We start from the raw sequence: 22,162 nt of genomic DNA, 5'->3' as shown, positions 1-22,162 counted from the left end.
GAGCCTTTACATGGCGATATAGCGGTCCTTGCGGTGGTTGATGGCGATCGTGAGGTTGAGAACGATCGCACCGAGCACCGAGCAGGCGATGATGAAGGGGCTTGCGACGAAGAAGGAGAGCGCCAGGATGATGCCGTCGAAGCCGAGCTGGACGAAGCCGGCGCGCCAGCCGAAGCGATCCTGGATATAGAGGGCGAGAATGCCGATGCCGCCGAGGCTGGCGCGGTGGCGGAAGAGCGCCAGCATGCCGGCGCCGATGACGAGGCCGCCGAAGAGCGCACCGGCGATAGGATCGACATGCGCCATGCTGATGAAGCCCGAGACGAATTCCGACAGGACCGAGGTGAGCGCGATGGCGGCGAAGGTCTTGATGGTAAAGGCGGCGCCCAAGCGGCGGAAGGCGAGATAATAGAAGGGCAGGTTCACGGCAAAGAAGCAGAGGCCGAAGCTGAAGCCCGTCGCATAATGGGCGAGGAAGGCAAGGCCCGCCGTGCCGCCGGCAAGCAGCCCCGCGCCGGAGAGAAGCGTTACGCCGAGCACGGCGAGCATGCTGCCGGCGACGATGCCCTGGGCGTCGTCGAAGAGCGAGTGACGCTCGGCGCTGGAATTCAGAAGGCCTACGAAAGCGTTGGATGCCATGTTGTTCCCCTGTCGGCGTTTCCGTCTTCTAGCCGCGGTCAGGATAAAGGCAAGTGGCAGCAGCGAGGACACCTCTTGACAGCCGGCATAATCGTGGATATTTTTTATCCACGAATTGAGGAGGCCGAGTGCATGAAGATGGGCGATGGGGTCGAGCAGGCCATTCACAGCGTTGCGATGCTTTCCGGCCTCTCCGAAGGCAGCGTGCTTTCGGCCGCCGCGCTGGCAGAATTCCACGGCGTCTCGACAAGCTATCTGCTGAAGCATCTGCAGGCGCTGTCGGGCGCCGGCATCCTCGATACCGTACCGGGGCCGAAGGGCGGATATCGGTTGGCAAAAGCGCCGAAGGAGATTTCGCTGCTCGACATCGTGCTCGCGGTCGAGGGGTCTGCACCGGCGTTCCGCTGCGCTGAAATCCGCCAGCGCGGACCGAACCCGGTGTCCGATCGCTTGTTCGCCCAGCCCTGCACCATCAACGCGGCGATGCTGAAAGCCGAACGGGTCTATCGCGCCGAACTCGCCAAGACGAGCATTGCCGATCTCGGCATCGAACTTGCCGCCGTCGACGACGGATCGATCGCAGCTAGAGGCTGCGCCTTCCTTGAAATCCATGAACGCAAGACGGCTCGTTGAGCCACCAACAAAGGAGAAAGAGCATGCAACCACGTTTCAACTTCGCCAAAGCCGCTCCCGATGCCTACAAGGCGGTCGCCGCGCTCGAGCAATATGTCCAGTCCTCCGGGCTGGAGCGCCGCTTCATCCACCTGATCAAGCTGCGCGCTTCGCAGATCAACGGCTGTGCCTATTGCGTCGACATGCATGTGAAGGAAGCCCGCCACGATGGGCTTTCCGAACAATGGATCAACCTGATGTGCGTCTGGCGGGAATCGCCGGTCTATGACGCCCGCGAACGGGCGCTGCTCGGCTGGGTGGATTCCGTGACCAATATCGCCAAGACAGGCGCGCCGGATGCCGACTACGAGACGCTGAAGGCGCATTTTTCCGAGGAAGAAATGACGAAGATCACGGTGGCAATCGGCGCCATCAACATCTGGAACCGGCTTGCCGTCGGCTTCCGCTCACAGCATCCGCTCGATGCGGCGCAAAAGGCAGCCTAATCGAAATCCGCTTGCAGGGAATTCATCCTGGCAACCGACCCGAAAATCTCGGGTCGGTCGAATATCGGGTCACTCGTGATCCCTGGTGGCCCGTACGGCAACGGCGTCAAACCGATTGCCCGAGAGGTCGATGCTGTTGAATAGGTCGCGGACGACTTTCGAAATTTCTTCTGCGGAAGCGCCCTTGGCGTATTCTTCCTGCATACGGCGTCTCACAAGTTTTTCCAAATCTGACATAGTTCACCTCATCAAATCCGGCGCGAGATGAGTTTCGCGCCGCGACCGATCACAGGCAAGTTACGTTTTGTTTAGAATGACTTACCGTTTTGTAACGTTAGAGCATGTCGCGCAAAAGTGTGCGGCGGTTTTGCGATAACGACATGCATAAAACTAAAGCGCGATGTAGCGATCAGCGCGGTGATTGATGGCGACGAAGAGATTGAGGACGACGGCGCCGAGCACCGAATAGAAGACGACAGGCGGCGTGGTGACGAAGAAGGCGGCGGCGAGCACGCACATGTCGATGGCGAGCTGGACGAGGCCGGCGCGGATGCCGAAACGCTCCTGCAGATAGATGCCGAGAATGCCGACACCGCCGAGGCTGGCACGGTGGCGATAGAGCGCCAGCAGGCCGAAGCCGAGCAGCAGGCCGCCGAGAAGTGCTGCCCAGGCCGGATGAATGCTTGAAATGGACAAGAAGCGCGACTGCACATCGGCAAGCACCGACGTCAGGCCGATGGCGATGAAGGTCTTGATGGTGAAGGCCATGCCGAGTCGCTTCCAGGAGAGATAGAAGAACGGCAGGTTGAGCAGGAAGAAGGCGAGACCGAAATTGGCGCCGAAGGCATAATGCAGGAGAAAGGCCACGCCGGCCGTGCTGCCGGTCAGAAGGCCGGCGCTGGCGAGCACATAGAGGCCGAGAGCGGCAACGAGGCTGCCGGAGAATATGCCCTGCACGTCTTCGATCGGGGTGTGGCGCGTCGCAGTCGTATTCCAGAAGCCAAGGGCATTGATGAGCTGTGTCATGTCGCCAGTCTCCACGGCAGACGAGTTCAAGAACGCGCTTGGGAAAACCCGGCGCGGCGGAATTTTGGATCATGAAAGGAGCCCGAGCGCCTCGGCGTAATATTGCCGGGCTCTCTGCCGATGTGGTGCAGTATCGGGTTTTTCCGTCTTCCGATCAAGCGAAATAGGTAAGCAATACTGACCTATAAGAACATCGCAAGAAATGTTCGCTCACGCGGGTTTTTGCGTAAGGAACAGAATGCCGGAAACCGGTTTTCCGCCATCTTTGCGAATGACCGATTTGACGGTCTTCAGGATTTCCAGCCCGTGACGGGCAAGAAGCATCCTGACATAGGTTTCCGAATGGGCATAACGCAGCGACGGGGCGAGATGGAAGCCCTCGCCGTCACCGGCATCCTCGACGGAAAAGGCGATGTCGGCGCCTGATGCAGCGAGTTCTCCGACGATGGCAAAGACACTCTCGAGATTGCCGAGATACATCAGTACGTCGGCTGCCGTCACCAGGTCGGCGCGATGGCGCGCTGCATCGGCAAAGAGGCCGGAGAGATCGGGTGTGAGCGAGAGATCGGCCTGAACGAGACTGTCATAGATCCGTTTCTCGGCAGCTTTCGCCAGCATGTTCTGCGAGAGGTCGAAGCCTTCGAGGTAACCGACATTGGCACGGATCTCAGGGCCGAGCAGGCCGGTGCCGCAGCCGAGATCGACGGCGCGTTCGTAGCGCCTGCCGGTGGAGGCGATGAGCACTGCAAGCTTCTGCGGGACGCTGTAGTCGAGCTTTTCGACAAGTGCTGATTCGAAACGGTCGGCATAGTCGTCGAAGAGGCGCTCGACATAGCGGCTCGGCGGCCGGTCGGGCATGGCCGCGTCGCCAAGAAGGGCGAGCTTGAGGGTTGCGCCGAAAATGTCTTCCGGATCGAGGGCAAGCGTCTTGCGATAGGCCTCGATCGCGGCATCCGCCCTGCCCGCCTTTTCCAGGTAGGTGGCGAGGCGATACCAGCCGGCGGCCCAGCCAGGCACGAGCTCGAGAGCCTGCTCCATCAGCTCGGCGGCCGCTTCCGGCTCACCGCCTTCTTCGAGCATCCTGGCGTAGTCGGCGCGGCGGTCGGCAATGACGTCGCCGGAGGAAAGCTGGTGGGGCTGCATGAATTGACCTATCAACTCTCTCTTTTACGCATGTCGTTGCCGCAAAACCGCTGCACACTTTTGCGCGACATGCGTCGGCCCGCATCTGGCGGCGGCCACAAAAAAACTCAAGTCCTATTTCAGAGGCGAAGCGGCCAATTCCGGAAAGGGCTTGCGGGCGTCGCGCCGCGACCTTATTCCAAGGGCAAACAGGAGATGGCTTATGTCCGATCAGGCGAACAGGTTCCTCGGCGATTCAATCGGCCGCACATTGATAAAGCTTATCGTGGTGTCGCTGATCGTCGGTTTCGTCATGACCGTCTTCGGCCTGACGCCGTGGGGCATCATCTACGGCATACGCGATTTCATCCTGGAGATCTGGTACCGCGGCTTCTCGGCCCTCGGGCGCGTCGGCGACTATCTGATCCTCGGCGCGACGATCGTCATCCCGCTCTTCATCATTCTTCGTCTTTTCAGCTACCGCCGGTAACATGACATCCATCGATCTTTCCAGGCGCGGCCTGCTGCGCCTTTCCGGACTTGCGCTCGCCGCCGGCATCGCCGGCTGCACCACGACCCCGCGGATGGCCGGCACGCCGTCGGAGGGCGAAGACGAGACGGCGAGCGTGCTGCCGCTCGTCAACCAACTCAGGGCCAAAAACGGGCTGCCGCCGCTTGCCGTCGATCCGGCGGCGAGTACTGCCGCCCTGTTCCAGGCGAAACGCATGGCGAGCGCCGGCAAGATGGCGCATCTCATGGGCATGACCGACAGTTTTGGCGCGCGGGTCAAGGCGAGCGGTGTGCGGCTGCCGGCGGCGGAAAACATCGCCTCCGGCCAGCAGAGCGTCGATGCCGTGGTGACGGCCTGGATCAACTCGCCGCATCACCTGGAAAACATGCTCGGTCGTTATGGCGGCCTTGGCGTTGCCGTCGCCCATAATACATCTTCCAGGAACCTGCCCTATTGGGCCATGGTGCTTTCCAGCTGAGGTGATTCCGCCTGCAGCAGTTCAAGTGATGCAGCGTCTTTTGCGCGTCTGAAACGACGCGTGGCGCTGCCGCGACGAGGCCGGCATGGATACACGCAGCAATCACAACGCGCTTGCATTCGACGTGACGCACCTGATGGTGCTGTCGATCGCCATTCCGATGACGCTCGGCTTCATGACGACGCCGCTGCTCGGGCTGACGAACACCGCCGTCGTCGGCCGCATGGGCAATGCCGAAGCGCTGGCCGGGCTGGCGATCGGCGCGATGCTCTTCGATCTGATCCTCGGCAGCTTCAACTTCCTGCGTGCCTCGACGACCGGGCTGACGGCGCAGGCCTATGGCCGTCACGACCAGCACGAGCAGCAGGCCGTCTTTTCCCGAGCGATGATTTCGGCGCTCGGCTGCGGGTTGGCGCTGCTCTGTCTTTCGCCGCTGCTGATGGCGGCGGGGTTGAGGCTGATGGGGGCGGAAGGCGCGATCGCCGAGGCGACCAGCACCTATTTCTCGATCCGCATGCTGGCAGCACCCGCGGCACTGGCAAATTATGCCATCCTCGGCTTCGTGCTCGGGCGCGGACAGGGCAAGATCGGACTGCTGCTGCAGGCGATCATCAACGGCATCAACATCCTGCTTTCCATCTATCTCGGCCTGACGCTCGATTGGGGCGTAGCGGGGGTCGCCTGGGGAACGATGGCCGGCGAAACGGCCGGCACGCTCGCCGGGCTTGTCATCGTGCTGCGTGGCTTCGGTAAAGCAGCCCGGCCGACATGGTCCGAGGTCTTTTCCCGGCACCGGCTGGCTGAGCTTTTCGCGCTCAATCGCGACATCCTGATCCGCACCTTCGTGCTGATCGGCGCCTTCACCATCATGACGCGGATCGGCACCAGCTTCGGCGCAGTGACGCTTGCCGCGAATGCCGTGGTGATGAATTTCTTCCTGCTGTCAGGCTATTATCTCGACGGGCTTGCCAATGCCGCCGAACAGATCATCGGCCGGGCAATCGGCGCGCGCTACCGGCCGGCTTTCGACCGCGGGCTGAAGCTGACGATCTTCTGGTCCTTCGGGCTGGCGGCGCTCGGCTCGGCCTTCTTCTTCCTCGCCGGCCCCTGGCTGATCTCGGTGCTGACGACTTCACCAGAGGTTCGGCAGGCGGCCGAAACCTATCTGCCCTGGGCAGCGATCACCGGACTGACCGGCGCACTCGCCTTCCTGATGGACGGGGTCTTCATCGGCGCGACGTGGTCGGCCGACATGCGCAACCGGATGCTGATATCCTTCGCTGGTTATCTCCTGATGCTCGCGGTCTTCGTGCCGCTCTTCGGCAATCACGGCCTGTGGCTGGCGATGAACGCCTTCCTGCTCTTTCGCGGCTTCTTCCTGGCGATGCTCGTCAAGCCGCGGGCCAATCAGACCTTTCGCGCCGCCCAATAATCCAGCCTGGTATCGCGCAGGTCGCGGATCGAGGCGGCCTTTTCGCGGTCCAGGAGTTTCGAGAGGCCGCGGACGATATCGCCGGCCAGGCCGGGGCCTTCATAGACCATGCAGGAATAGAGCTGGACGAGATCGGCGCCCGCCCTGATCTTCTCCAATGCGGTTTCGGCCGAGGAGACGCCGCCGACGCCGATGATCGGCAAGGCCGGGCCGACGCGCTTGCGCATCCTGGCGAGCACCGCCGTCGACTTTTCGAAAAGCGGCACACCGGAGAGACCACCCGCCTCCTTCGCCTGGCGCTGATCCTTAAGTCCGTCGCGCGACAGCGTGGTGTTGGAGACGATCAGGCCATCAAGCGCATGCGAAAGCACTTCCGCGGCGATATCGTCCATGCCTTCCTCGGTCAGATCGGGGGCGATCTTCAAAAAGACCGGGATCTTCCGGCCGGATGCCGCCGCCATCTCGTCGCGCGCCGCAAGCACTGATGACAGCAGCACAGCAAGGCTTTCGCGCCCCTGCAGGTCGCGCAGGCCCGGCGTGTTCGGCGAGGAGATGTTGGCGGTGAAATAACGCGCGACGGAATAAAAGCGCCGGATGCCGGCGACATAGTCGGCGATGCGGTCTTCGCTGTCCTTGTTGGCGCCGATATTGACGCCGATCATGCCACCGCCCCTCAGCGCGGCGAGGCGCCCGAAGGCGGCATCATGGCCTTCATTGTTGAAGCCGAGACGGTTGATGACGCCTTCATCCTCCACCAGGCGGAAGATGCGCGGGCGCGGATTGCCCGATTGCGGCTTCGGCGTCACCGTGCCGATCTCGGTAAAGCCGAAGCCGAGCTTCAACAGCGCCTCCGGCACTTCGGCATTCTTGTCGTAGCCGGCGGCCATGCCGAGCGGATTTTCGAAGGTAAGGCCGGCAACGGTCTGGCGCAGGCGCGGATCGGGCGTCAGCTGGCAGGCCGGCACGAGGCCGGATTTTAAGGCGGCGACCGACATGCCGTGCGCGGTTTCCGGATCGAACAGGAAGAGACCCTTGCGGGCGAGACGCTTGAAGGGATCGATCATGGCGCGAGCTCCGGGAAGATATGGGCGCCGGCTTCGTCGAGCGGCAGCGGCGCCTCCCAGAGCACGGCGGCAAGCGGCAGATCGGCGTAGAGGTGCGGGAAAAGATCGCCGCCGCGCGAGGGCTCGAAGACCAGCTTGTCGGCGAAGCGGCTGCCATCGACGGCAATTAGCAGCAGACCGGACTGGCCGGCAAAATGCAGGGCGGCGGTCTGCTTCACCTGCTTCGCCGTCGAGAAATGGATGAAGCCGTCCTTGAGATCGATGCCGGCGCCATGAAAAGTGCCGGTTTGTCTGGCTTGCTGCCAGAGCGTTTCCGTCACGATCTTGTAAAGGGTCGGTGTCAGGGTCATCATGGCCTCACGATAGGCTGTTCCTCGGTCACGAGGGCTTTGCCGGAAAGAGGCGGCGATGTCCACGCCTCGGCGCCGAAAAACGGGACAGCCACAAGCAAAATCCGGAGGATGAGACGATGAAGGCATTCGTTATCACACTTGGCGTTTTTCTGATGCCGTTGGCCGCGGCGGCCGTCGAAGCTGATGCAAGCCGTTTCCAGCTGGAGAAGAGCGGCGACCATTTCGTCCGGCTCGACCGGCAGACCGGAGCCATGTCGATCTGCCAGGACAAGGACGGCGCCCTCGTCTGCCGGATGGCAGCCGACGAGCGGGCGGCCTATGAGGACGAACTCGACCGGCTGGCAAAGCGGGTGACGGCGCTCGAACAGGGCGGTGTCATCCAGCGCGCATTGCCGAGCGACGCCGAGGTCGACCGTTCGATCAGCATCATGGAGCGGATGATGAAGAGTTTCATGGGGATGGTGAAGGAGTTTCAGGCCGAGGAAAACACCAATCCCCTTCCGCAGAAGACCTGATCTGATATAGTCACTATGAGCAAGCCGGTATGCAACGCGGAGGGGCGGAGGCACATGCCGGCATGATCGGGCTCTTGGGAGGGAGTTTTCGATGCAGGAACAGACCATCATCATTGCGGACGATCATCCGCTTTTCCGTGACGCGCTGCGCCAGGCGGTGATCGGCATGGAAGGCCGGCAGTCGATCGTCGAGGCCGGCGATTTCGCCGCCGCGCGCCGGGCCGCCGGCGCCCATGCGGATGCCGACCTGATGCTGCTCGATCTCGCCATGCCCGGGGTCAGCGGCTTTTCCGGCCTGATGGCGCTGCGCTCCGAATTCGCCAGCCTGCCGATCGTCATCGTCTCGGCGACCGACGATGCGACGACGATCCGCCGGGCGCTGGAACTCGGTGCCTCCGGCTTCATTTCGAAATCCTCCGGTATCGAGGATATTCGCCGCAGCATCCAGACGGTGCTTGCCGGCGACATCGCCACGCCGGAAAGTTATCGCGACGGGCAGGAGCAGGATCCCGATGTCGCCGACCTGATCCACCGCCTGCATACGCTGACGCCGCAGCAGAGCCGGGTGCTGACCATGCTTGGCGAGGGACTGCTGAACAAGCAGATCGCCTACGAACTCGGCGTCTCCGAGGCGACGATCAAGGCGCATGTCTCGGCGATCCTGTTGAAACTCGACGTCGACAGCCGGACGCAGGCCGTCATCCAGCTCGGCAAGATCAATATGGCGATGGTTGCCTGAGCGATACATTTCCCTTTGGAAACAGGATTTTATTCCTCTTTCATCTTTACTCAGAGGGCACGGTCGATTAATATTCCGCCGGGTTGAAGCGCGGCGTTGAAATCAGCCGCGACGGAATCGCGCGCATGCTGTCACACGACCAGATTTGGGAAGCGCTCGACAGGCTTGCCGAACGGCACGAGCTGACGCCATCCGGACTTGCGCGCCGCGCCGGCCTCGACCCGACCTCCTTCAACAAATCGAAACGGCTTTCTGCCGACGGGCGGCTGCGCTGGCCTTCGACGGAATCGATCGCCAAGGTGCTCGATGCCACAGGGGCAAGCATGGAGGAGCTTCTGGCCTTCATGCGGCCGGATGCCGATCTTTCCAAACAGCCGGCCGGGCAGCAGGAAAGCGCGTTTCCCCAGCAGGGCGGCTCTATTCCGCTGCTCGGCTTCGCCCAGGCGGGAGCAGGCGGTTTCTTCGACGATGGCGGTTTTCCGGCCGGCCAGGGCTGGGACGTGGTGGAATTTCCGGCGGCCCCGGCACAGAAAGCCGGCGTCTATGCGCTGGAGGTGCAGGGCGAGAGCATGATGCCGCTCTACCGCGACGGCGACGTGCTGATCGTCGAGCCGGGGGCACAGGTGCGCCGCAACGACCGCGTCGTCGTGCGCACAAACGAGGGTGAGGTGATGGCCAAGGTGCTGCTGCGCCAGAGCCCGCGGTCGATCGAGCTGATGTCGCTCAATCCCGAACATCCCAACCGCACCCTCGAGCTTTCCGACATCGACTGGATCGCCCGCATCATCTGGGCCAGCCAATAGGAAGATATTCCATGCGCCCTGCCGCCTTCATCACAGGTATCACGGGGATGGCGGTGGTGGCCGGCCTGCTGCTGGCAGGCGAAGCAAGGCTTGGCGGCGGCACGGCCGGTGAAGAGACGGCGTCCGCGGAGGACACGGCGACCGCACCGGCGGATGCCCGCGAACCCGCGGCTATGTCGGACGAGCGTGCCGAAATGATTGCCCGGTCAGCGGAGCCGGCTGCTCCATCCGCTCCGCTCCCAGGGAACAGCGTGGCGTCCAAACCGGCCGATATGCCGCAAGAAGCGGAAACGGCGGCCGGGCAAACAGCGCGTCCGGCTGCGGAAAAGGCGATCGAACTGGTGCGACCGATGGTCGAAAATGCCGGCATTCTTTCCTTTGGTGGGCGCCGGCTTCAGCTTGCCGGCATCGTGCCGACGCCGGTCGACAGGATATGCGGGCCGTCGGGCCGGCAATGGCCCTGCGGCATGATGGCAAAGACGGCGGTGCGCCTGCTGTTGCGCAACCGCAGCGTCAGCTGCGATCTCGAGACGGTGGAATGGAAGGAAACTGTCACGACTGCCTGCCGGCTGGGCTCGGAGGATCTCGGCTCATGGCTCGCCGAAAACGGCTGGGCGGAACCGACAGCGGGTTCGCCGCTTACATCCGCCGCCGAAAAGGCCAGGCAGGCGGGAAAAGGCCTCTACGGCGATGATCCGCGCCGCAATTAAACCGGCGGCCGCGACAGCGGTCGGACAGCCCGCATCGGGCCGATCCCTTGTAATGGCTGTCGTCAATTCCTAATCTCGGCTGACCGAAAAAGGAATCAGAGATGAACAAGCCGCTTTCCGCCCATGATGCGCTGATCTACGTGATGGTGATGGCATCCGCTGTCGACAGCACGATGAACGACAGGGAGATGACAAGGATCGGCCAATTGATCGGATTCCTGCCGGTTTTCCGGGACTTCGATGACGACAAGCTGATTTCGGTGGCGCGCGACTGCGCCGCGCTACTGGCCGGGCCGGAAGGCCTCGACGTCGTCCTCGAAACCGTGCGCGACACCCTTCCCGCAAAGCTCTACGACACCGCCTATGCGCTGGCCGTCGAGGTGGCCTCCGCCGATCTCTCGGTCAAGGCGGAGGAGTTGCGCCTGCTCAGCCTGCTGCGTGACCGGCTCAGCCTCGACAAGCTCACCTGCGCGGCGATCGAGCGCAGTGCGATTGCCCGCTTCCGCAAGGGCTGAGGGCGAGCAATTTGGACTGCGGCTTCAATAGAGCCCGTAGGGGAAATACCGCAGATAAATTTCCTGGAGGCGGCCGTTGCGCGACAGCGTGGCGAGCGCGTGGTCGATGGCTGACGTCAGCACGCTGTCCTTCTGCCGCAGCATGATCGTCATGCCCTCGCCGAGGAAATGCTCGGAGAGATAGGGGCCGTCGAACAGCGCGCAGCATTTGGCAGAGGCCGGCGAAGAGACCCAGAAGGAAAGCTGCAGCGCATCGGCAAAAGCGGCATCGACCTTGCGGTCCTTGAGCGCCGCAAGCAGGGCGTCCTTCGTATCGAACGGCTCGGCCTTGAGCGTGGGGAAAAAGGCGGCCAGCATCGCCTCATGCACCGTCCCCCTGACGACGCCGACCGGATGGCTGGAAAGCGCGGCAGCGGTCTTTCCGTCAAGCGGCACGGCGAGATTGCGCACGAAGCGCGCCGGCAGCATCAGATAAGGCCTGGAGAAGACGAATTGCCGGCGCAGCTCCGGGGTCACGGCAAGGCCGGCGATGATGGCATCGCCCTGTGAGGCGGCGAGCGCATCCCTAAGGTCGGCAAAGGGGAGCGCCTGGATCTGGCACTTGTCTGAAATCTCCAACTCGCTGCAGATTTCGCGGGCGAGGTCGACATTGAAACCGGAAAGCTTGCCGTTCTGATCGGTGAAACTGAAGGGCGGGAAATCGACCGACGTCAGGAAGCGCAGGCGCACCAGAGAGGAGAGATCGGGCCTCGCAAGACGTTCGCGCGCATCGAAGAGCAGCGGCAGCGAAGGTGCCGCCTGCTGGGCCGACGCGGCAAAACTTGAAAGCAGCGCGCCGAAAAACAGGCCGAGCGTGAAAAAACCCTTCAGAGTCAGGGATGCCGGCTTGGATTGCATCATCGTGATCGTGGTCTCTGGGTTAAGCGCGAAGCGTGCGGCGTCGGCAAGATGTATCAGAGTCATGCGTGGCGGGGAATATGAATGCCGGCGCTCCGAGACTTGATCCTCGGTGCCTCTCATACGCGCTAGGTTAAAGTGCAACCTCTCAGCCCCTAAAAATCATAGCCAACCGCCGCCTCGTGTTAGCGCGGAATTAAAGAATATCGCCTTTATTTGTTGCGACGACATCGGACCCCGCCAGCCGATCGCATGATGCAAGCGTCAGCCCAAACGTAATCCCTAATCCGCGATATTGAAGCAGCGTTTTTCTGCAACAATTGATTTCAAAAGCACCGGGCGCGCGAGCACGCCCCGTCAATCGGGTGACATTTCCATGCTGAAACATCTGAAAATCCGCACAAAAATCATATCGGTCGTAGCGCTGCTCGGGCTGATCACGATGGCCGGGTTGATCTACGTCATTTCCGAGTTCCGCCGTGCGGACGCCGCCTACAGCGCCTTCATCGATCATGAGGCGCAGGCCTCGATGCTGAGCGCGCGCGCCAGCGCATCGGCGGTGGCCTCGGTGCTGCAGGTAAGCCTGCTTGCCGACATGAAGCCCGATACGCCCGAATTCCAGAAGGCGCTCGCCACACCGAGCAAGCTGCCACAGGCGCGTGACCGCATGAAGCAGGCGCTGGCGCTGGTGCCCAGCCGCAAGCCGGCGATCGATGAAATCCAGGCGGGCATCGATGAGATCGAAACGCTTGCGAACAAGATCATCGAACAGAGCAAAGCCAAGGACGGCGCCGGCGCTCAGACGAATGTTGCCCTGATCAATGCCAAGCTCGATGCACTGACGCCGAAGATGATCGCCAACAATGATGCGATGATGGCGATGCTCAACGATGGCGGCGACGCGCTCTCGGCTTCCGTCAACGAACGAATCGTCTTCTGTCTCGTTCTGATCGGCATCGCCGTTCTCGCTGCCGTCGGCTTCAGCGTGGTCGTGGCCCAGATAGGCATCGCCGGCCCGATGATGCAGCTGCGCCAGCGCATGACGCGGCTTGCCGAGGGCGATACGACAAGCGATGTCAGCGGCCTCGACCGCGGCGACGAAGTCGGCCAGATGGCAAAGGCCGTTTCGGTCTTCCGCGACAATGCGATCGAGCGCGCCCGGATCGAAGCGCGTGCCGAAGCAGACCGCGACGTCAGCGACAGCGAGCGCCGCGACCGTGAGGCGCAGAAGGCCCGCGAAGCATCCGAACTCGACCGCGCCGTCACCGCACTCGGCGACGGCCTGCGTCGCCTTGCCGCCGGCGATCTCGCCTCGCATATCGCCGAGCCCTTCGTCGCGCATCTCGATGCGCTGCGTGAGGATTTCAACAACTCGGTCGAGAAGCTCAACGAAACCATGCATACGGTCGGCGCCAATGCCCGGGCGATCGGCGCAGGCGCCAACGAGATTCGTTCCTCCGCGGACCAGCTTTCCCAGCGGACGGAACAGCAATCGGCCTCCGTCGAAGAAACGGCAGCAGCGCTGGAGGAGATCACCACGACAGTGCGCGACGCCGCCAAGCGCGCCGAGGAGGCGAGCCAGCTCGTTGCCCGTACCCGCCTCGGCGCCGAAAAATCCGGCGAGGTCGTCCGCAAGGCCGTCTCCGCCATGCAGCAGATCGAGAAGTCCTCGGGTGAAATCTCCAACATCATCGGCGTCATCGACGACATCGCCTTCCAGACCAATCTTTTGGCCTTGAATGCAGGCGTTGAAGCCGCCCGCGCCGGCGATGCCGGCAAGGGCTTTGCCGTCGTCGCGCAAGAAGTGCGCGAACTCGCCCAGCGCTCGGCGAAGGCCGCCAAGGAGATCAAGGCGCTGATCAGCACTTCCGGCTCGCATGTGCAGACCGGCGTCTCGCTGGTCGGCGAAACCGGCAAGGCGCTCGACGCGATCGTCCAGGAGGTGCAGGAGATCAACCAGCACGTCCACGCAATCGCCGAAGCCTCCCGCGAACAGTCGATCGGCCTGCAGGAGATCAACACCGCCGTCAACACCATGGACCAGGGGACGCAGCAGAATGCGGCGATGGTCGAGGAATCCACCGCCGCCAGCCACAACCTGGCGACGGAAGCGGCAGCGCTCAACAACCTGCTCGGCCAATTCAGGCTGACCGGCACCGGCGGCTTCACCACGAGTGCGCCAATCGCCACGGCACCACGCGCTGCCGCCCGCCCGGCAGCCAGGGCAGCTCCGGTCCGCGTCGCCCGCGACGGCATTGCCCGCCCGGCCGCCTCGCCGGCCCGCACTCTCGGCCAGAAGATCGCCAACGCCTTCGGCGCCGGCAGCAGCACATCGCCGAGCCAGGATCCCGACTGGACGGAATTCTGAGCCGACCTCGGCACGAGGCACGGCTGCCCGGTTCGCGCCGATGGCTGCCCCTCACCCTAACCCTCTCCCCGTTCTGACGGGGCGAGGGGACCTGCCCCGCGAGAGTTTTGTGGGGAACCGAGAGGGTGCGGCATATCCCCTTCGCCCCGCTTGCGGGGAGAAGGTGGCGGCAGCCGGATGAGGGGCGGACGGCGGCGGCCGGCCTTTGCTTTTGGGTATCGTCTAACCCGGCCGCCAGCCGATCTCGACGAGGATGTTTCCGGGCGCCGTGCAATAAAACAGCCAGCCGCCACGCATGGCGGCCGGCGGACCGGACAGATCAGCACCGGCAGCCACAAGCCCGCCATGGACCGCATCGACCTCCGCCCTTTCGGGCAGGATGAAGCCGACATGATAGGTCTGGCGGCCCATCTCCACCTGATCGGCGGTGCCGAATTTTGCGATTGCGTGGCTGAGGACGATTTCGAGGCCGGTATCGTCTTCGAGGATCGCGAGGCCGTTTTGACCGCGCATATCCTTAAGTCTCAGGCCGAAATGGCGGATGAAGAAATTCGCCGTGGCAGCAATATCGGGAACGTGGAAATCGAGATGGTTCAAGTGCATGACAGTCTCCGTTCGAAAAAATCCCGGGACTGCCTATTTGCCGTCTCCGCACGCCGCCGGGATCCCGCATGTTCATGCGGATCACGTCGCGGGTTCTCGTGCCATGGCACGGAGCAGAGCTTCGCCAGAGCGCTTGACGCTCCAACGGAAGGGATCGGGCTTACCTCAACCGATCCTGCCTTTTTCGACGATGCCGATCTAGCAGACGACGCCGATTTCGGCAATGGATGCGTCATCGCGGCTGGAGGATCCGGATTTTCACCCTAATATCAACAGGTGGATGTCGCGTCCCGCCGGCCACTCGATCACGGCGCCCCCGGCGACGCTTCCCGAAGGATTGAAGCGCGGCATGGGCATTCGTGTCGTGAACTCTATCCGGTGAGGCGTAGAGTGATATTATTCAGGCATTGGAGGGATGGACATGAAACCTGCAATCATCGGCCTCATCGGCACGCTCGTTCTCGCGGGATGCAGCACCGTCAGCTACGACGGACCGGGCCTCGAACCCATCCCCGGCAGCATCACCTATAGTGGCCAGCCGCGCACCAAACTCACCAAATCACCCCCCGGCTCCGCCTTCCCGCACGATTTCATCGACCAGTACGGCCGGCAGGTGGAGGAAACGTATATCATCCAGCCCGACCGCAGCCTGATCATCGCGCATCGGCAATATAAGCCGATCCGGTTCTTCGGGGATTAGGCTTGGTCGGCGTGGTCTGCGGGATGGAGCGGGTGAAGGGAAATATTCCCTCAATTGCGAACGGAGGTCCATGGGTGTGGATCAAGTCCGCTGTGTCTTCGGCAAGCGCGTCGATCGCCGCTTAACGGACTTCGAGTCTGGATTTCAGCCCGAGCCGGATCAACCCGTCAGGGCCAGCCAATCACCGATCGTTTTTCCGGAACGCCGCGTGGAGTGGAGGGCCGGAGCCGGCCGCTGTTGGGTTGCCATCGTCCTTCGGGTTTCACGCGGGCTCAGCCCGAATTCGTGGATGAAGGCGCGCGTAAAATTGGCGGCGACCTCGAAACCGGCGGCTTCTGCGATTTCTGAAATCGGCCTGTGGTCGGCCGAATTGCTGAGATCCGCATAGGCCTGCAGCAATCGCCGCTTGCGAATATAATTGAGCACGCCTCCACTCCCCTCAAACAGCTGGTAAAGCCGAGTACGCGAAATCCCCAACGCGCGGCACATCACGTCCGGTGTCAAGTTTTCCGAATGGAGATTGACGTGAATGTAGCGGTGCGCCCGCTCCATCAGTCCCATGTTGGCCTGGTTTTGACCGGTATCAGTCCTTGTGGACGATGCGGCGCCCGCAACGACCATATCGCCGATGGTTTGGATTATCCGGGGCACTTCCTCTATCGTCAGATTCCCGAGGTTCGTTTCGAGGCCCGTGAGATAGCCCGTGAGCAACTCGGCGTGGCTGCCCGAAAGAACCGTGTTGCCGGCGCTCTGGAGAAGGCTCGCATCGCGAGCCAGCATCTCATACGGCAGGAACACGAGCAAAGCTTCGGTATCGGTCGTCCGTCCGCGATAGGGGCTGCCGAGAGACATGAAAAATATCTCGCCGGCAGCGGTCTCGGTGACACGACGGTTGACCTCGGTCCAGGCCTGGCCGCTGCGCTGCAGGCCCACGTTCCAATGGTCGATGGGGCTCGATCGAAGCATGGCCTGATCGCGGATATATCTGTGGGCATGCGCGCGCTGCTGGACGATGAGGATATCGCCGAGCTGCCAGCCGATCTGCTCCGCGAGGAACCCGTCTTCCGGTGATTTTCCCTCCGGCAGATGAACATCCACGAGCGGCGCCATATGTGCCCGCCAGGCCTGGAATTGTTCTGTCGGTGGCAGGTCCTGCGTCGAGAATCGCAGCGGCTCGAGTGCAGGGGAGGCATGGGGTGGGCGTTCCTTGCGCATGGCCGGTCCACGCGGCCAGCGCCGCCTCTCCACATGCGCCGGCCGTTCCTGTTCCGCGGCAGGATCATCGTCGGATTCAGACCCTGTAGCCATCCAATTCCTCCAGCGCATAACCCGACCCGAGCCATGGAAATTGAGAAAAGCAATTGTTTTTGCGGCTGAAATCTCCGCAGAACTCCGTCTGAAAAAGCGGAAGTGCCCGAAGAGTCTCCTCCATAAGTTGTTTATCATATTCCTTTTCGCTCTGAAATGTACGGAGCGATAATTTCCAGGACGTGAGGATAACGACAATTGCCTTTCTTAGCTGTATCTAAATAAGCATCGGTTCATTCCAAAAGAAAAACCGGACGAATAAAATATTCGCATGATCGAACGACTTGGTTTCGCGATATGTCGAAGTAAATATCGAATATCCCATAGCAAACTCTGAAAACACGGGAGGTAGTCGTGAACTATCTTGGCAGGATTCGTGCGCGCTCTGTAAAAGCTTCGGCTCGTGATGCAAATTGTCTATCCGGAATACACCACGCTCCCAAGAGAGTTCTTGTCACCGGCGGTGCAGGTTTCCTCGGATCGCATCTGTGCGAGACGCTTTTGGCCGCCGGACACCAGGTGATCTGCCTCGACAACTTTTCCACCGGCATGCGGCGCAATATCGTCCATCTGAAGCGAGTCGATCGCTTCAATGTCATCGCCCACGATATCGTCCACCCGCTCGATCTGGAAGTCGACGAGATCTATAACCTCGCCTGCCCGGCATCGCCCCCGCATTATCAAGCCGATCCGATCCATACGACAAAGACCTGCGTGCTGGGCTCCCTCAACCTTCTGGAGCTGGCCGCGCGCACCGGCGCACGTATCCTTCAGGCATCCACCTCCGAAGTCTACGGCGACCCGAACGTCCACCCGCAGGTCGAAAGCTACTGGGGCAACGTCAATTCGTTCGGGCCGCGCTCCTGCTATGACGAGGGCAAGCGCTGCGCCGAGACGCTGTTCTTCGACTTCCACAAGACGCACGGCGTCGAGATCAAGATCATCCGCATCTTCAACACCTACGGCCCGCGGATGCGTCCGGACGACGGCCGCGTCGTCTCGAATTTCATCGTCCAGGCCCTGACGGGGCAAGACATCACCATATATGGCGACGGTTCGCAGACCCGCTCGTTCTGTTTCGTCGATGATCTCATCGGCGGCATGGTCCGCATGATGGCCTCACCGTCGTCGCTGACGGGGCCTGTCAATCTCGGCAATCCGGGCGAATTCACGATCCGGGAGCTGGCCGAGCAGGTGATCGGATTGACCGGCTCCCGGTCGCAAATCATCCATCGCGCTTTGCCGGTTGACGATCCCCGTCAGCGTCGCCCCGATATTTCGCTTGCCATGCAGGAACTCGACTGGCGGCCGAAGATCGACTTGTCGAGCGGCCTGCGTCAGACGATCGACTACTTCGATGGCGTTCTCACCCGTCCGGCACGCGAGCTGGAGGCGGTCTGATGGATGCGCCCCGGGTCCTGGTCACGGGCGGCGCCGGCTATATCGGCAGCCACACCGCCAAGCTCCTCCGCTCGGAGGGGATTGAGCCTGTCGTCTACGACAATCTCACGACCGGAAACCGTTCGTCCGTGCGCTGGGGCCCTTTCGTCGAAGGTGACGTCCTCGACTCGTCATGCCTGATCGAGGTCATCGAGAAATATGCTCCCGCTGCCGTCATCCACTTCGCCGCCTCGGCCTACGTCGGCGAGTCCGTGGAAAACCCCGCGAAATATTACAACAACAATGTCTGTGGTGCATTGTCGCTTATCGATGCCTGCCGGCAGACGGGGCTTCAGAACGTCATCTTCTCATCGAGTTGTGCCGTATACGGCGTCCCGTCAGTGCTGCCGATCGATGAGACGTTGCCGAAGGCTCCGATCAATCCCTACGGCAAGACCAAGCTGATCTTCGAGCATATGCTCGCCGATTATGCGGCGGCCTACGGCCTGCGGTATGTTGCCCTGCGTTACTTCAATGCCTGTGGAGCCGATCCGGACGGCGAGCTTGGCGAATGGCACGTTCCGGAAACCCATCTCATTCCGCGGGCGCTGCTGGCCGCGGCCGGCCGGATTCCGCACCTGGAGATATTCGGCGATGATTACGATACCCCTGATGGGACCTGCATAAGGGACTATATTCACGTCGCAGATCTCGCGCGCGCCCATGTTCAGGCCTTCACCCATCTCGCCAAAGGCGGAGCAAACCTCGCTGTCAACCTCGGCACCGGGCGGGGGTTTTCCATCAGGGAAGTCCTGCGCGTGATCCAGGAAACGACCGGGCGCGAAGTCCCGGTCGTCATCCATCCACGCCGGCCGGGCGATCCGCCCAGCCTCTACGCCGACGCCAGCCTGGCCCGCGAGACGCTCTGCTTCCAGCCTCGATATTCCGACCTCGAAACCATCGTGCGGACGGCGGCTCCGTTCTTCGGACTGGAGGCGCGCGCGTGACCGAACTTGCGATTACCCAAGCGACGCATGCTCCGGAGCTCTCCCACGAGCCGCTTCTTGTCCCGGTTCTGACCGGACATCGGCGGACCGAATATCTGTTCTCGGCGGCCGTATGGGCCTGCGCCTTCGCCTATTTCTGGATCTGGTGGCTGGAGCCGCGCCATCACGTCGATGCTTTCGGCACGATTACGGTGAGCCTCGTTCTTGCCTGGGTTACCGCTCTGCCGGCCTATTTCATCGTCGTCTTCTATCGGGCGGCAAGACCGAACGGCCCCTTGCGCCTGCCGACAGGCAGTCGAGTGGCCATGGTCGTGACCAAGGCGCCGGCGGAACCCTTCTCGGTCGTCAGTGAAACCCTGCTGGCAATGCTTGCCCAGGACGTGGAACACGACACCTGGCTTGCCGACGAAGACCCTTCCCCCGAGACTCTCGACTGGTGCTCCGGGCACGGGGTCTTCGTCTCGACCCGCAAGGGGCGATCCGATTATCATCGGACGTCGTGGCCCCGACGCACGCGGTGCAAGGAAGGCAACCTCGCCTTCTTCTACGACCACTACGGCTACAGCCGCTACGATTTCGTGGCACAACTCGATGCGGATCATGTTCCCGCGCCCGACTATCTCTTCCACATGCTGCGTCCGTTCGCCGATCCAAAGGTCGGCTATGTCTCGGCCCCCAGCATTTGCGACAAGAACGCTTCCGAAAGCTGGTCGGCACGTGGAAGGCTCTATGCCGAGGCCAGCATGCATGGCTCGCTCCAAGCCGGTTACAACGGCGGCCTGGCGCCGATGTGCATAGGGTCGCATTACGCGGTACGCACCGTCGCCCTCAAACAGATCGGCGGCCTCGGTCCGGAGTTGGCTGAAGACCATTCGACGACATTGATGATGAATGCCGGCGGCTGGCGGGGTGTGCATGCGCTGGATGCCATCGCCCATGGTGACGGCCCCAGAACCTTCAGCGATCTCGTGACGCAGGAATTCCAGTGGTCGCGCAGCCTGGTCATGGTGCTGTTGCGGTACTCGCCGAGCCTCGTCGGCCGGCTGCCGCCCCGGCTCAAGTTCCAGTTCCTCTTTTCGCAACTCTGGTATCCGCTTTTTGCGTTCTTTATGTTGCTCATGTTTGCGTTGCCGATCATCGCGCTCGTGCGCGGCCAGAACTTCGTGACGGTGACCTATCCCGATTTCCTGGCGCATTTCGCACCGCTTTCTATCGCTCTCGTGGTGATGGCTTACCGCTGGCGCGCCAGCAGCTCGTTCCGCCCCTACGACGCCAAGATCCTGAGCTGGGAATCCATGCTCTTTCTCTTCGCGCGCTGGCCCTGGGCGCTCGCCGGCACGCTGGCTGCGGTGCACGATTTTGTGACAGGCTCCTTCGTCGATTTCCGCGTCACGCCGAAAGGCCGGTCCGAAGTCGATCTGCTGCCGGTGCGTGTCCTGGCGCCCTACGCTGTGCTGGCGCTTATGGCGGTATTGCCCGCCCTGGCAATCGGCGATGCCGGCGCCTCCAAGGGGGGATACTTCTTTACCATCCTGAACGCGGCAATCTACTGCGCGCTGCTGTTGGTCATCGTCGGGCGCCATTCGAAGGAAAATACGGTTGCGGCGGCCCCGCGTTTCTACCGTCCGGCGATGGCGACCGTGCTTCTTGCGCTCGTCGCGTTGCCGGGGGCTGCAACCATCATGCGCGGGAAGGATGCGACCGAGGCACTCGCCTGGGGCAGCGGCCGCCTTCAGCTGTTCGAAGAGCGCTACGCCGCCTCCGGTGCAGGCCGGGGCGGAACCGCCCTGCGCACGATCTTCTTCAAACCACGATGGATTTCCGATCCGGAGGAGATCCAACTGAGAACGGATGCCGCTCACCCGGATGTGCGGCCGAGCGTGGAGGAAATACACAATGCATAGCCCATCCAAAATAGCCCTGTTGTCGTTAACCGGCCTGTTGCTGTCGGGAGTCGCGGTCCTGCCGACCGCTCTGGGCAGTTCTGCCGAAGGGCAGCCGCTTGCAATGACGACATCGTCCATTGCGCCGCCGACCAAAATGCCGGTCGTCACGAAGGAGTCGATCACGTTCGGCGCCTATGATCCGCACGGAGATTTAGGCGCCTCGCCCGATTCGAAGATCGAACACCTCTTCCTGCCCTGGGAAGATGTCGATCTGCGCACGCTCGCCCTCGCCGACGATTATGCGCAAGCGCGTGGCCGCACCCTGCTGATCTCGGTCGAGCCCTGGACCTGGTCGACCGGTCGGCGCCAAACCTCGCAGGAACTGCTGCATAGCATCCTGGACGGTTCGCGCGATGCGAACATGGCCGCCGTCTGCTCGACTGCTGCCAAGCTGAAAAGTCCGGTCATCATTCGCTGGGGACAGGAAATGGACGAAACCGACAGCCAGTTCTCCTGGTCGCATTGGCAGGGCGACGATTATGCCAAGGCCTATCGCCGGATGGTGGAGGTCTGCAAGGTCCACCTGAAGACGGCCAAATACATGTGGTCACCGAAGGGCAATGAGGGGCTTCAAGCCTTTTATCCCGGCAACGATGTCGTCGATCTCATCGGGCTCTCGGTCTTTGGCCTGGAGCAATACGACAGGGACAAGACTGGCCGTGACCAGACGTTTGCCGAGCACCTTGCGCCCGGATACGCCCGTGTCGCTGGTTACGGCAAGCCCATCATGGTTGCCGAACTCGGCTACGAAGGCGGCGATTCCTTCGTGCGAAACTGGGCTGAGAGCGTAACGAAACGCTATCCCCAGTTCCCGGCGCTCAGCGCCGTTGTCTACTTCAACGACCGTGAAGTCTATCCGTGGCCGGACGGCTATGGCCGCCCCGACTGGCGGGTCGTCCGCCAAAGCATCAATTGAACAAGAAGGAAC

Annotated in this window: 25 protein-coding genes; 16 read left to right on the top strand and 9 right to left on the bottom strand. The window is 62.2% G+C overall.

Features of this window, described 5'->3' with window-relative positions; all coding sequences use genetic code 11:
* Positions 1-6: 6 nt before the first annotated feature.
* Complete coding sequence (locus BA011_RS22880; protein WP_065282122.1) at positions 7-639, bottom strand: YitT family protein; 633 nt, start codon at positions 637-639, stop codon at positions 7-9.
* Positions 640-771: 132 nt separating this feature from the next.
* Here BA011_RS22880 and BA011_RS22875 point away from each other — a divergent pair, with 132 nt between their 5' ends.
* Both BA011_RS22875 and BA011_RS22870 read left to right on the top strand, forming a co-directional pair.
* Entirely contained in the window at positions 772-1,272 is a 501-nt protein-coding gene (locus BA011_RS22875) for an RrF2 family transcriptional regulator (RefSeq protein WP_065282121.1), read from the top strand.
* 23 nt (positions 1,273-1,295) lie between these two features.
* Positions 1,296-1,757 carry a carboxymuconolactone decarboxylase family protein gene (locus BA011_RS22870; protein ID WP_011650365.1) on the top strand — a complete coding sequence of 154 codons (462 nt, stop codon included), beginning with the start codon at positions 1,296-1,298 and terminating at the stop codon, positions 1,755-1,757.
* A 69-nt stretch (positions 1,758-1,826) separates the two neighbouring features.
* On the opposite strand, the gene BA011_RS44410 is transcribed toward BA011_RS22870, so the two are convergent.
* From BA011_RS44410 to BA011_RS22860, 3 genes are all read right to left on the bottom strand, one after another.
* Complete coding sequence (locus tag BA011_RS44410) at positions 1,827-1,994, bottom strand: hypothetical protein (protein WP_186806563.1); 168 nt, start codon at positions 1,992-1,994, stop codon at positions 1,827-1,829.
* 153 nt (positions 1,995-2,147) lie between these two features.
* The gene (locus BA011_RS22865) at positions 2,148-2,783 is read right to left on the bottom strand and encodes a YitT family protein (RefSeq protein WP_065282120.1); all 636 of its coding nucleotides are present in this window, start codon (positions 2,781-2,783) and stop codon (positions 2,148-2,150) included.
* Positions 2,784-2,993: 210 nt separating this feature from the next.
* On the bottom strand, positions 2,994-3,926 hold the full coding sequence (locus tag BA011_RS22860) for a class I SAM-dependent DNA methyltransferase (protein ID WP_065282119.1): 933 nt from the start codon (positions 3,924-3,926) through the stop codon (positions 2,994-2,996).
* A gap of 202 nt (positions 3,927-4,128) precedes the next feature.
* Between BA011_RS22860 and BA011_RS22855 the strand changes: the two genes are divergently transcribed.
* The 3 genes from BA011_RS22855 (at position 4,129) to BA011_RS22845 (ending at position 6,326) form a co-directional block, all read left to right on the top strand.
* Entirely contained in the window at positions 4,129-4,395 is a 267-nt protein-coding gene (locus BA011_RS22855) for a DUF6460 domain-containing protein (protein WP_026154422.1), read from the top strand.
* A gap of 1 nt (position 4,396) precedes the next feature.
* The gene (locus tag BA011_RS22850) at positions 4,397-4,894 is read left to right on the top strand and encodes a CAP domain-containing protein (protein ID WP_017958873.1); all 498 of its coding nucleotides are present in this window, start codon (positions 4,397-4,399) and stop codon (positions 4,892-4,894) included.
* 85 nt (positions 4,895-4,979) lie between these two features.
* Entirely contained in the window at positions 4,980-6,326 is a 1,347-nt protein-coding gene (locus BA011_RS22845; RefSeq protein WP_065282118.1) for an MATE family efflux transporter, read from the top strand.
* On the opposite strand, the gene BA011_RS22840 is transcribed toward BA011_RS22845, so the two are convergent.
* A complete protein-coding gene (locus tag BA011_RS22840; RefSeq protein ID WP_017958871.1) occupies positions 6,302-7,390 on the bottom strand; it encodes a quinone-dependent dihydroorotate dehydrogenase in 1,089 nt (362 codons plus the stop codon). The genes BA011_RS22845 and BA011_RS22840 overlap by 25 nt on opposite strands.
* Positions 7,387-7,740: a DUF952 domain-containing protein gene (locus tag BA011_RS22835; RefSeq protein WP_026158509.1), complete on the bottom strand. Its 354-nt coding sequence runs from the start codon at positions 7,738-7,740 to the stop codon at positions 7,387-7,389. Before BA011_RS22835 ends, BA011_RS22840 begins: the two co-directional genes overlap by 4 nt.
* Positions 7,741-7,859: 119 nt before the next feature.
* Between BA011_RS22835 and BA011_RS22830 the strand changes: the two genes are divergently transcribed.
* The 5 genes from BA011_RS22830 (at position 7,860) to BA011_RS22810 (ending at position 11,025) form a co-directional block, all read left to right on the top strand.
* On the top strand, positions 7,860-8,258 hold the full coding sequence (locus tag BA011_RS22830; RefSeq protein ID WP_017958869.1) for a hypothetical protein: 399 nt from the start codon (positions 7,860-7,862) through the stop codon (positions 8,256-8,258).
* A 91-nt stretch (positions 8,259-8,349) separates the two neighbouring features.
* Entirely contained in the window at positions 8,350-8,997 is a 648-nt protein-coding gene (locus tag BA011_RS22825; RefSeq protein WP_003545225.1) for a response regulator, read from the top strand.
* A 125-nt stretch (positions 8,998-9,122) separates the two neighbouring features.
* Complete coding sequence (locus BA011_RS22820; protein WP_026158508.1) at positions 9,123-9,800, top strand: S24 family peptidase; 678 nt, start codon at positions 9,123-9,125, stop codon at positions 9,798-9,800.
* Between the two features lie 11 nt (positions 9,801-9,811).
* Entirely contained in the window at positions 9,812-10,510 is a 699-nt protein-coding gene (locus BA011_RS22815; protein ID WP_065282117.1) for a thermonuclease family protein, read from the top strand.
* A 101-nt stretch (positions 10,511-10,611) separates the two neighbouring features.
* On the top strand, positions 10,612-11,025 hold the full coding sequence (locus BA011_RS22810; RefSeq protein WP_017958866.1) for a tellurite resistance TerB family protein: 414 nt from the start codon (positions 10,612-10,614) through the stop codon (positions 11,023-11,025).
* Between the two features lie 24 nt (positions 11,026-11,049).
* Here BA011_RS22810 and BA011_RS22805 read toward each other — a convergent pair whose 3' ends face one another.
* Positions 11,050-11,925, bottom strand: a complete 876-nt coding sequence (locus tag BA011_RS22805) for a transporter substrate-binding domain-containing protein (protein ID WP_065282637.1) — start codon at positions 11,923-11,925, stop codon at positions 11,050-11,052.
* A 373-nt stretch (positions 11,926-12,298) separates the two neighbouring features.
* Here BA011_RS22805 and BA011_RS22800 point away from each other — a divergent pair, with 373 nt between their 5' ends.
* Positions 12,299-14,290, top strand: coding sequence for a methyl-accepting chemotaxis protein (locus BA011_RS22800; RefSeq protein WP_065282116.1), 1,992 nt, complete (start codon positions 12,299-12,301; stop codon positions 14,288-14,290).
* A 222-nt stretch (positions 14,291-14,512) separates the two neighbouring features.
* Here the strand turns inward: BA011_RS22800 and BA011_RS22795 are convergent, their stop codons facing one another.
* A complete protein-coding gene (locus BA011_RS22795; protein ID WP_065282115.1) occupies positions 14,513-14,893 on the bottom strand; it encodes a VOC family protein in 381 nt (126 codons plus the stop codon).
* A 421-nt stretch (positions 14,894-15,314) separates the two neighbouring features.
* On the opposite strand from BA011_RS22795, the gene BA011_RS22790 reads away from it, so the two are divergent.
* Positions 15,315-15,593, top strand: a complete 279-nt coding sequence (locus tag BA011_RS22790; RefSeq protein ID WP_065282114.1) for a hypothetical protein — start codon at positions 15,315-15,317, stop codon at positions 15,591-15,593.
* A 159-nt stretch (positions 15,594-15,752) separates the two neighbouring features.
* Here the strand turns inward: BA011_RS22790 and BA011_RS22785 are convergent, their stop codons facing one another.
* Positions 15,753-16,901 carry a helix-turn-helix domain-containing protein gene (locus BA011_RS22785; RefSeq protein ID WP_065282113.1) on the bottom strand — a complete coding sequence of 383 codons (1,149 nt, stop codon included), beginning with the start codon at positions 16,899-16,901 and terminating at the stop codon, positions 15,753-15,755.
* Between the two features lie 354 nt (positions 16,902-17,255).
* Here BA011_RS22785 and BA011_RS22780 point away from each other — a divergent pair, with 354 nt between their 5' ends.
* From BA011_RS22780 to BA011_RS22765, 4 genes are read left to right on the top strand one after another with little or no spacing between them, the layout of a single operon-like run.
* Positions 17,256-18,302, top strand: coding sequence for a UDP-glucuronic acid decarboxylase family protein (locus BA011_RS22780; protein ID WP_017958859.1), 1,047 nt, complete (start codon positions 17,256-17,258; stop codon positions 18,300-18,302).
* On the top strand, positions 18,302-19,288 hold the full coding sequence (gene galE / locus BA011_RS22775; protein WP_017958858.1) for a UDP-glucose 4-epimerase GalE: 987 nt from the start codon (positions 18,302-18,304) through the stop codon (positions 19,286-19,288). Before BA011_RS22780 ends, galE begins: the two co-directional genes overlap by 1 nt.
* Positions 19,285-21,192: a glycosyltransferase family 2 protein gene (locus tag BA011_RS22770; protein ID WP_065282112.1), complete on the top strand. Its 1,908-nt coding sequence runs from the start codon at positions 19,285-19,287 to the stop codon at positions 21,190-21,192. The genes galE and BA011_RS22770 overlap by 4 nt, the downstream gene beginning before the upstream one ends.
* A gap of 19 nt (positions 21,193-21,211) precedes the next feature.
* Complete coding sequence (locus BA011_RS22765; protein WP_065282111.1) at positions 21,212-22,150, top strand: glycoside hydrolase family 26 protein; 939 nt, start codon at positions 21,212-21,214, stop codon at positions 22,148-22,150.
* The last annotated feature ends 12 nt before the right edge of the window (positions 22,151-22,162 follow it).

This window comes from Rhizobium leguminosarum (assembly GCF_001679785.1).
Classification (GTDB): domain Bacteria; phylum Pseudomonadota; class Alphaproteobacteria; order Rhizobiales; family Rhizobiaceae; genus Rhizobium; species Rhizobium leguminosarum_R.
The sequence above is the reverse complement of the archived record's forward strand: the minus strand, read 5'-3'. Positions and strand labels throughout refer to the sequence as shown.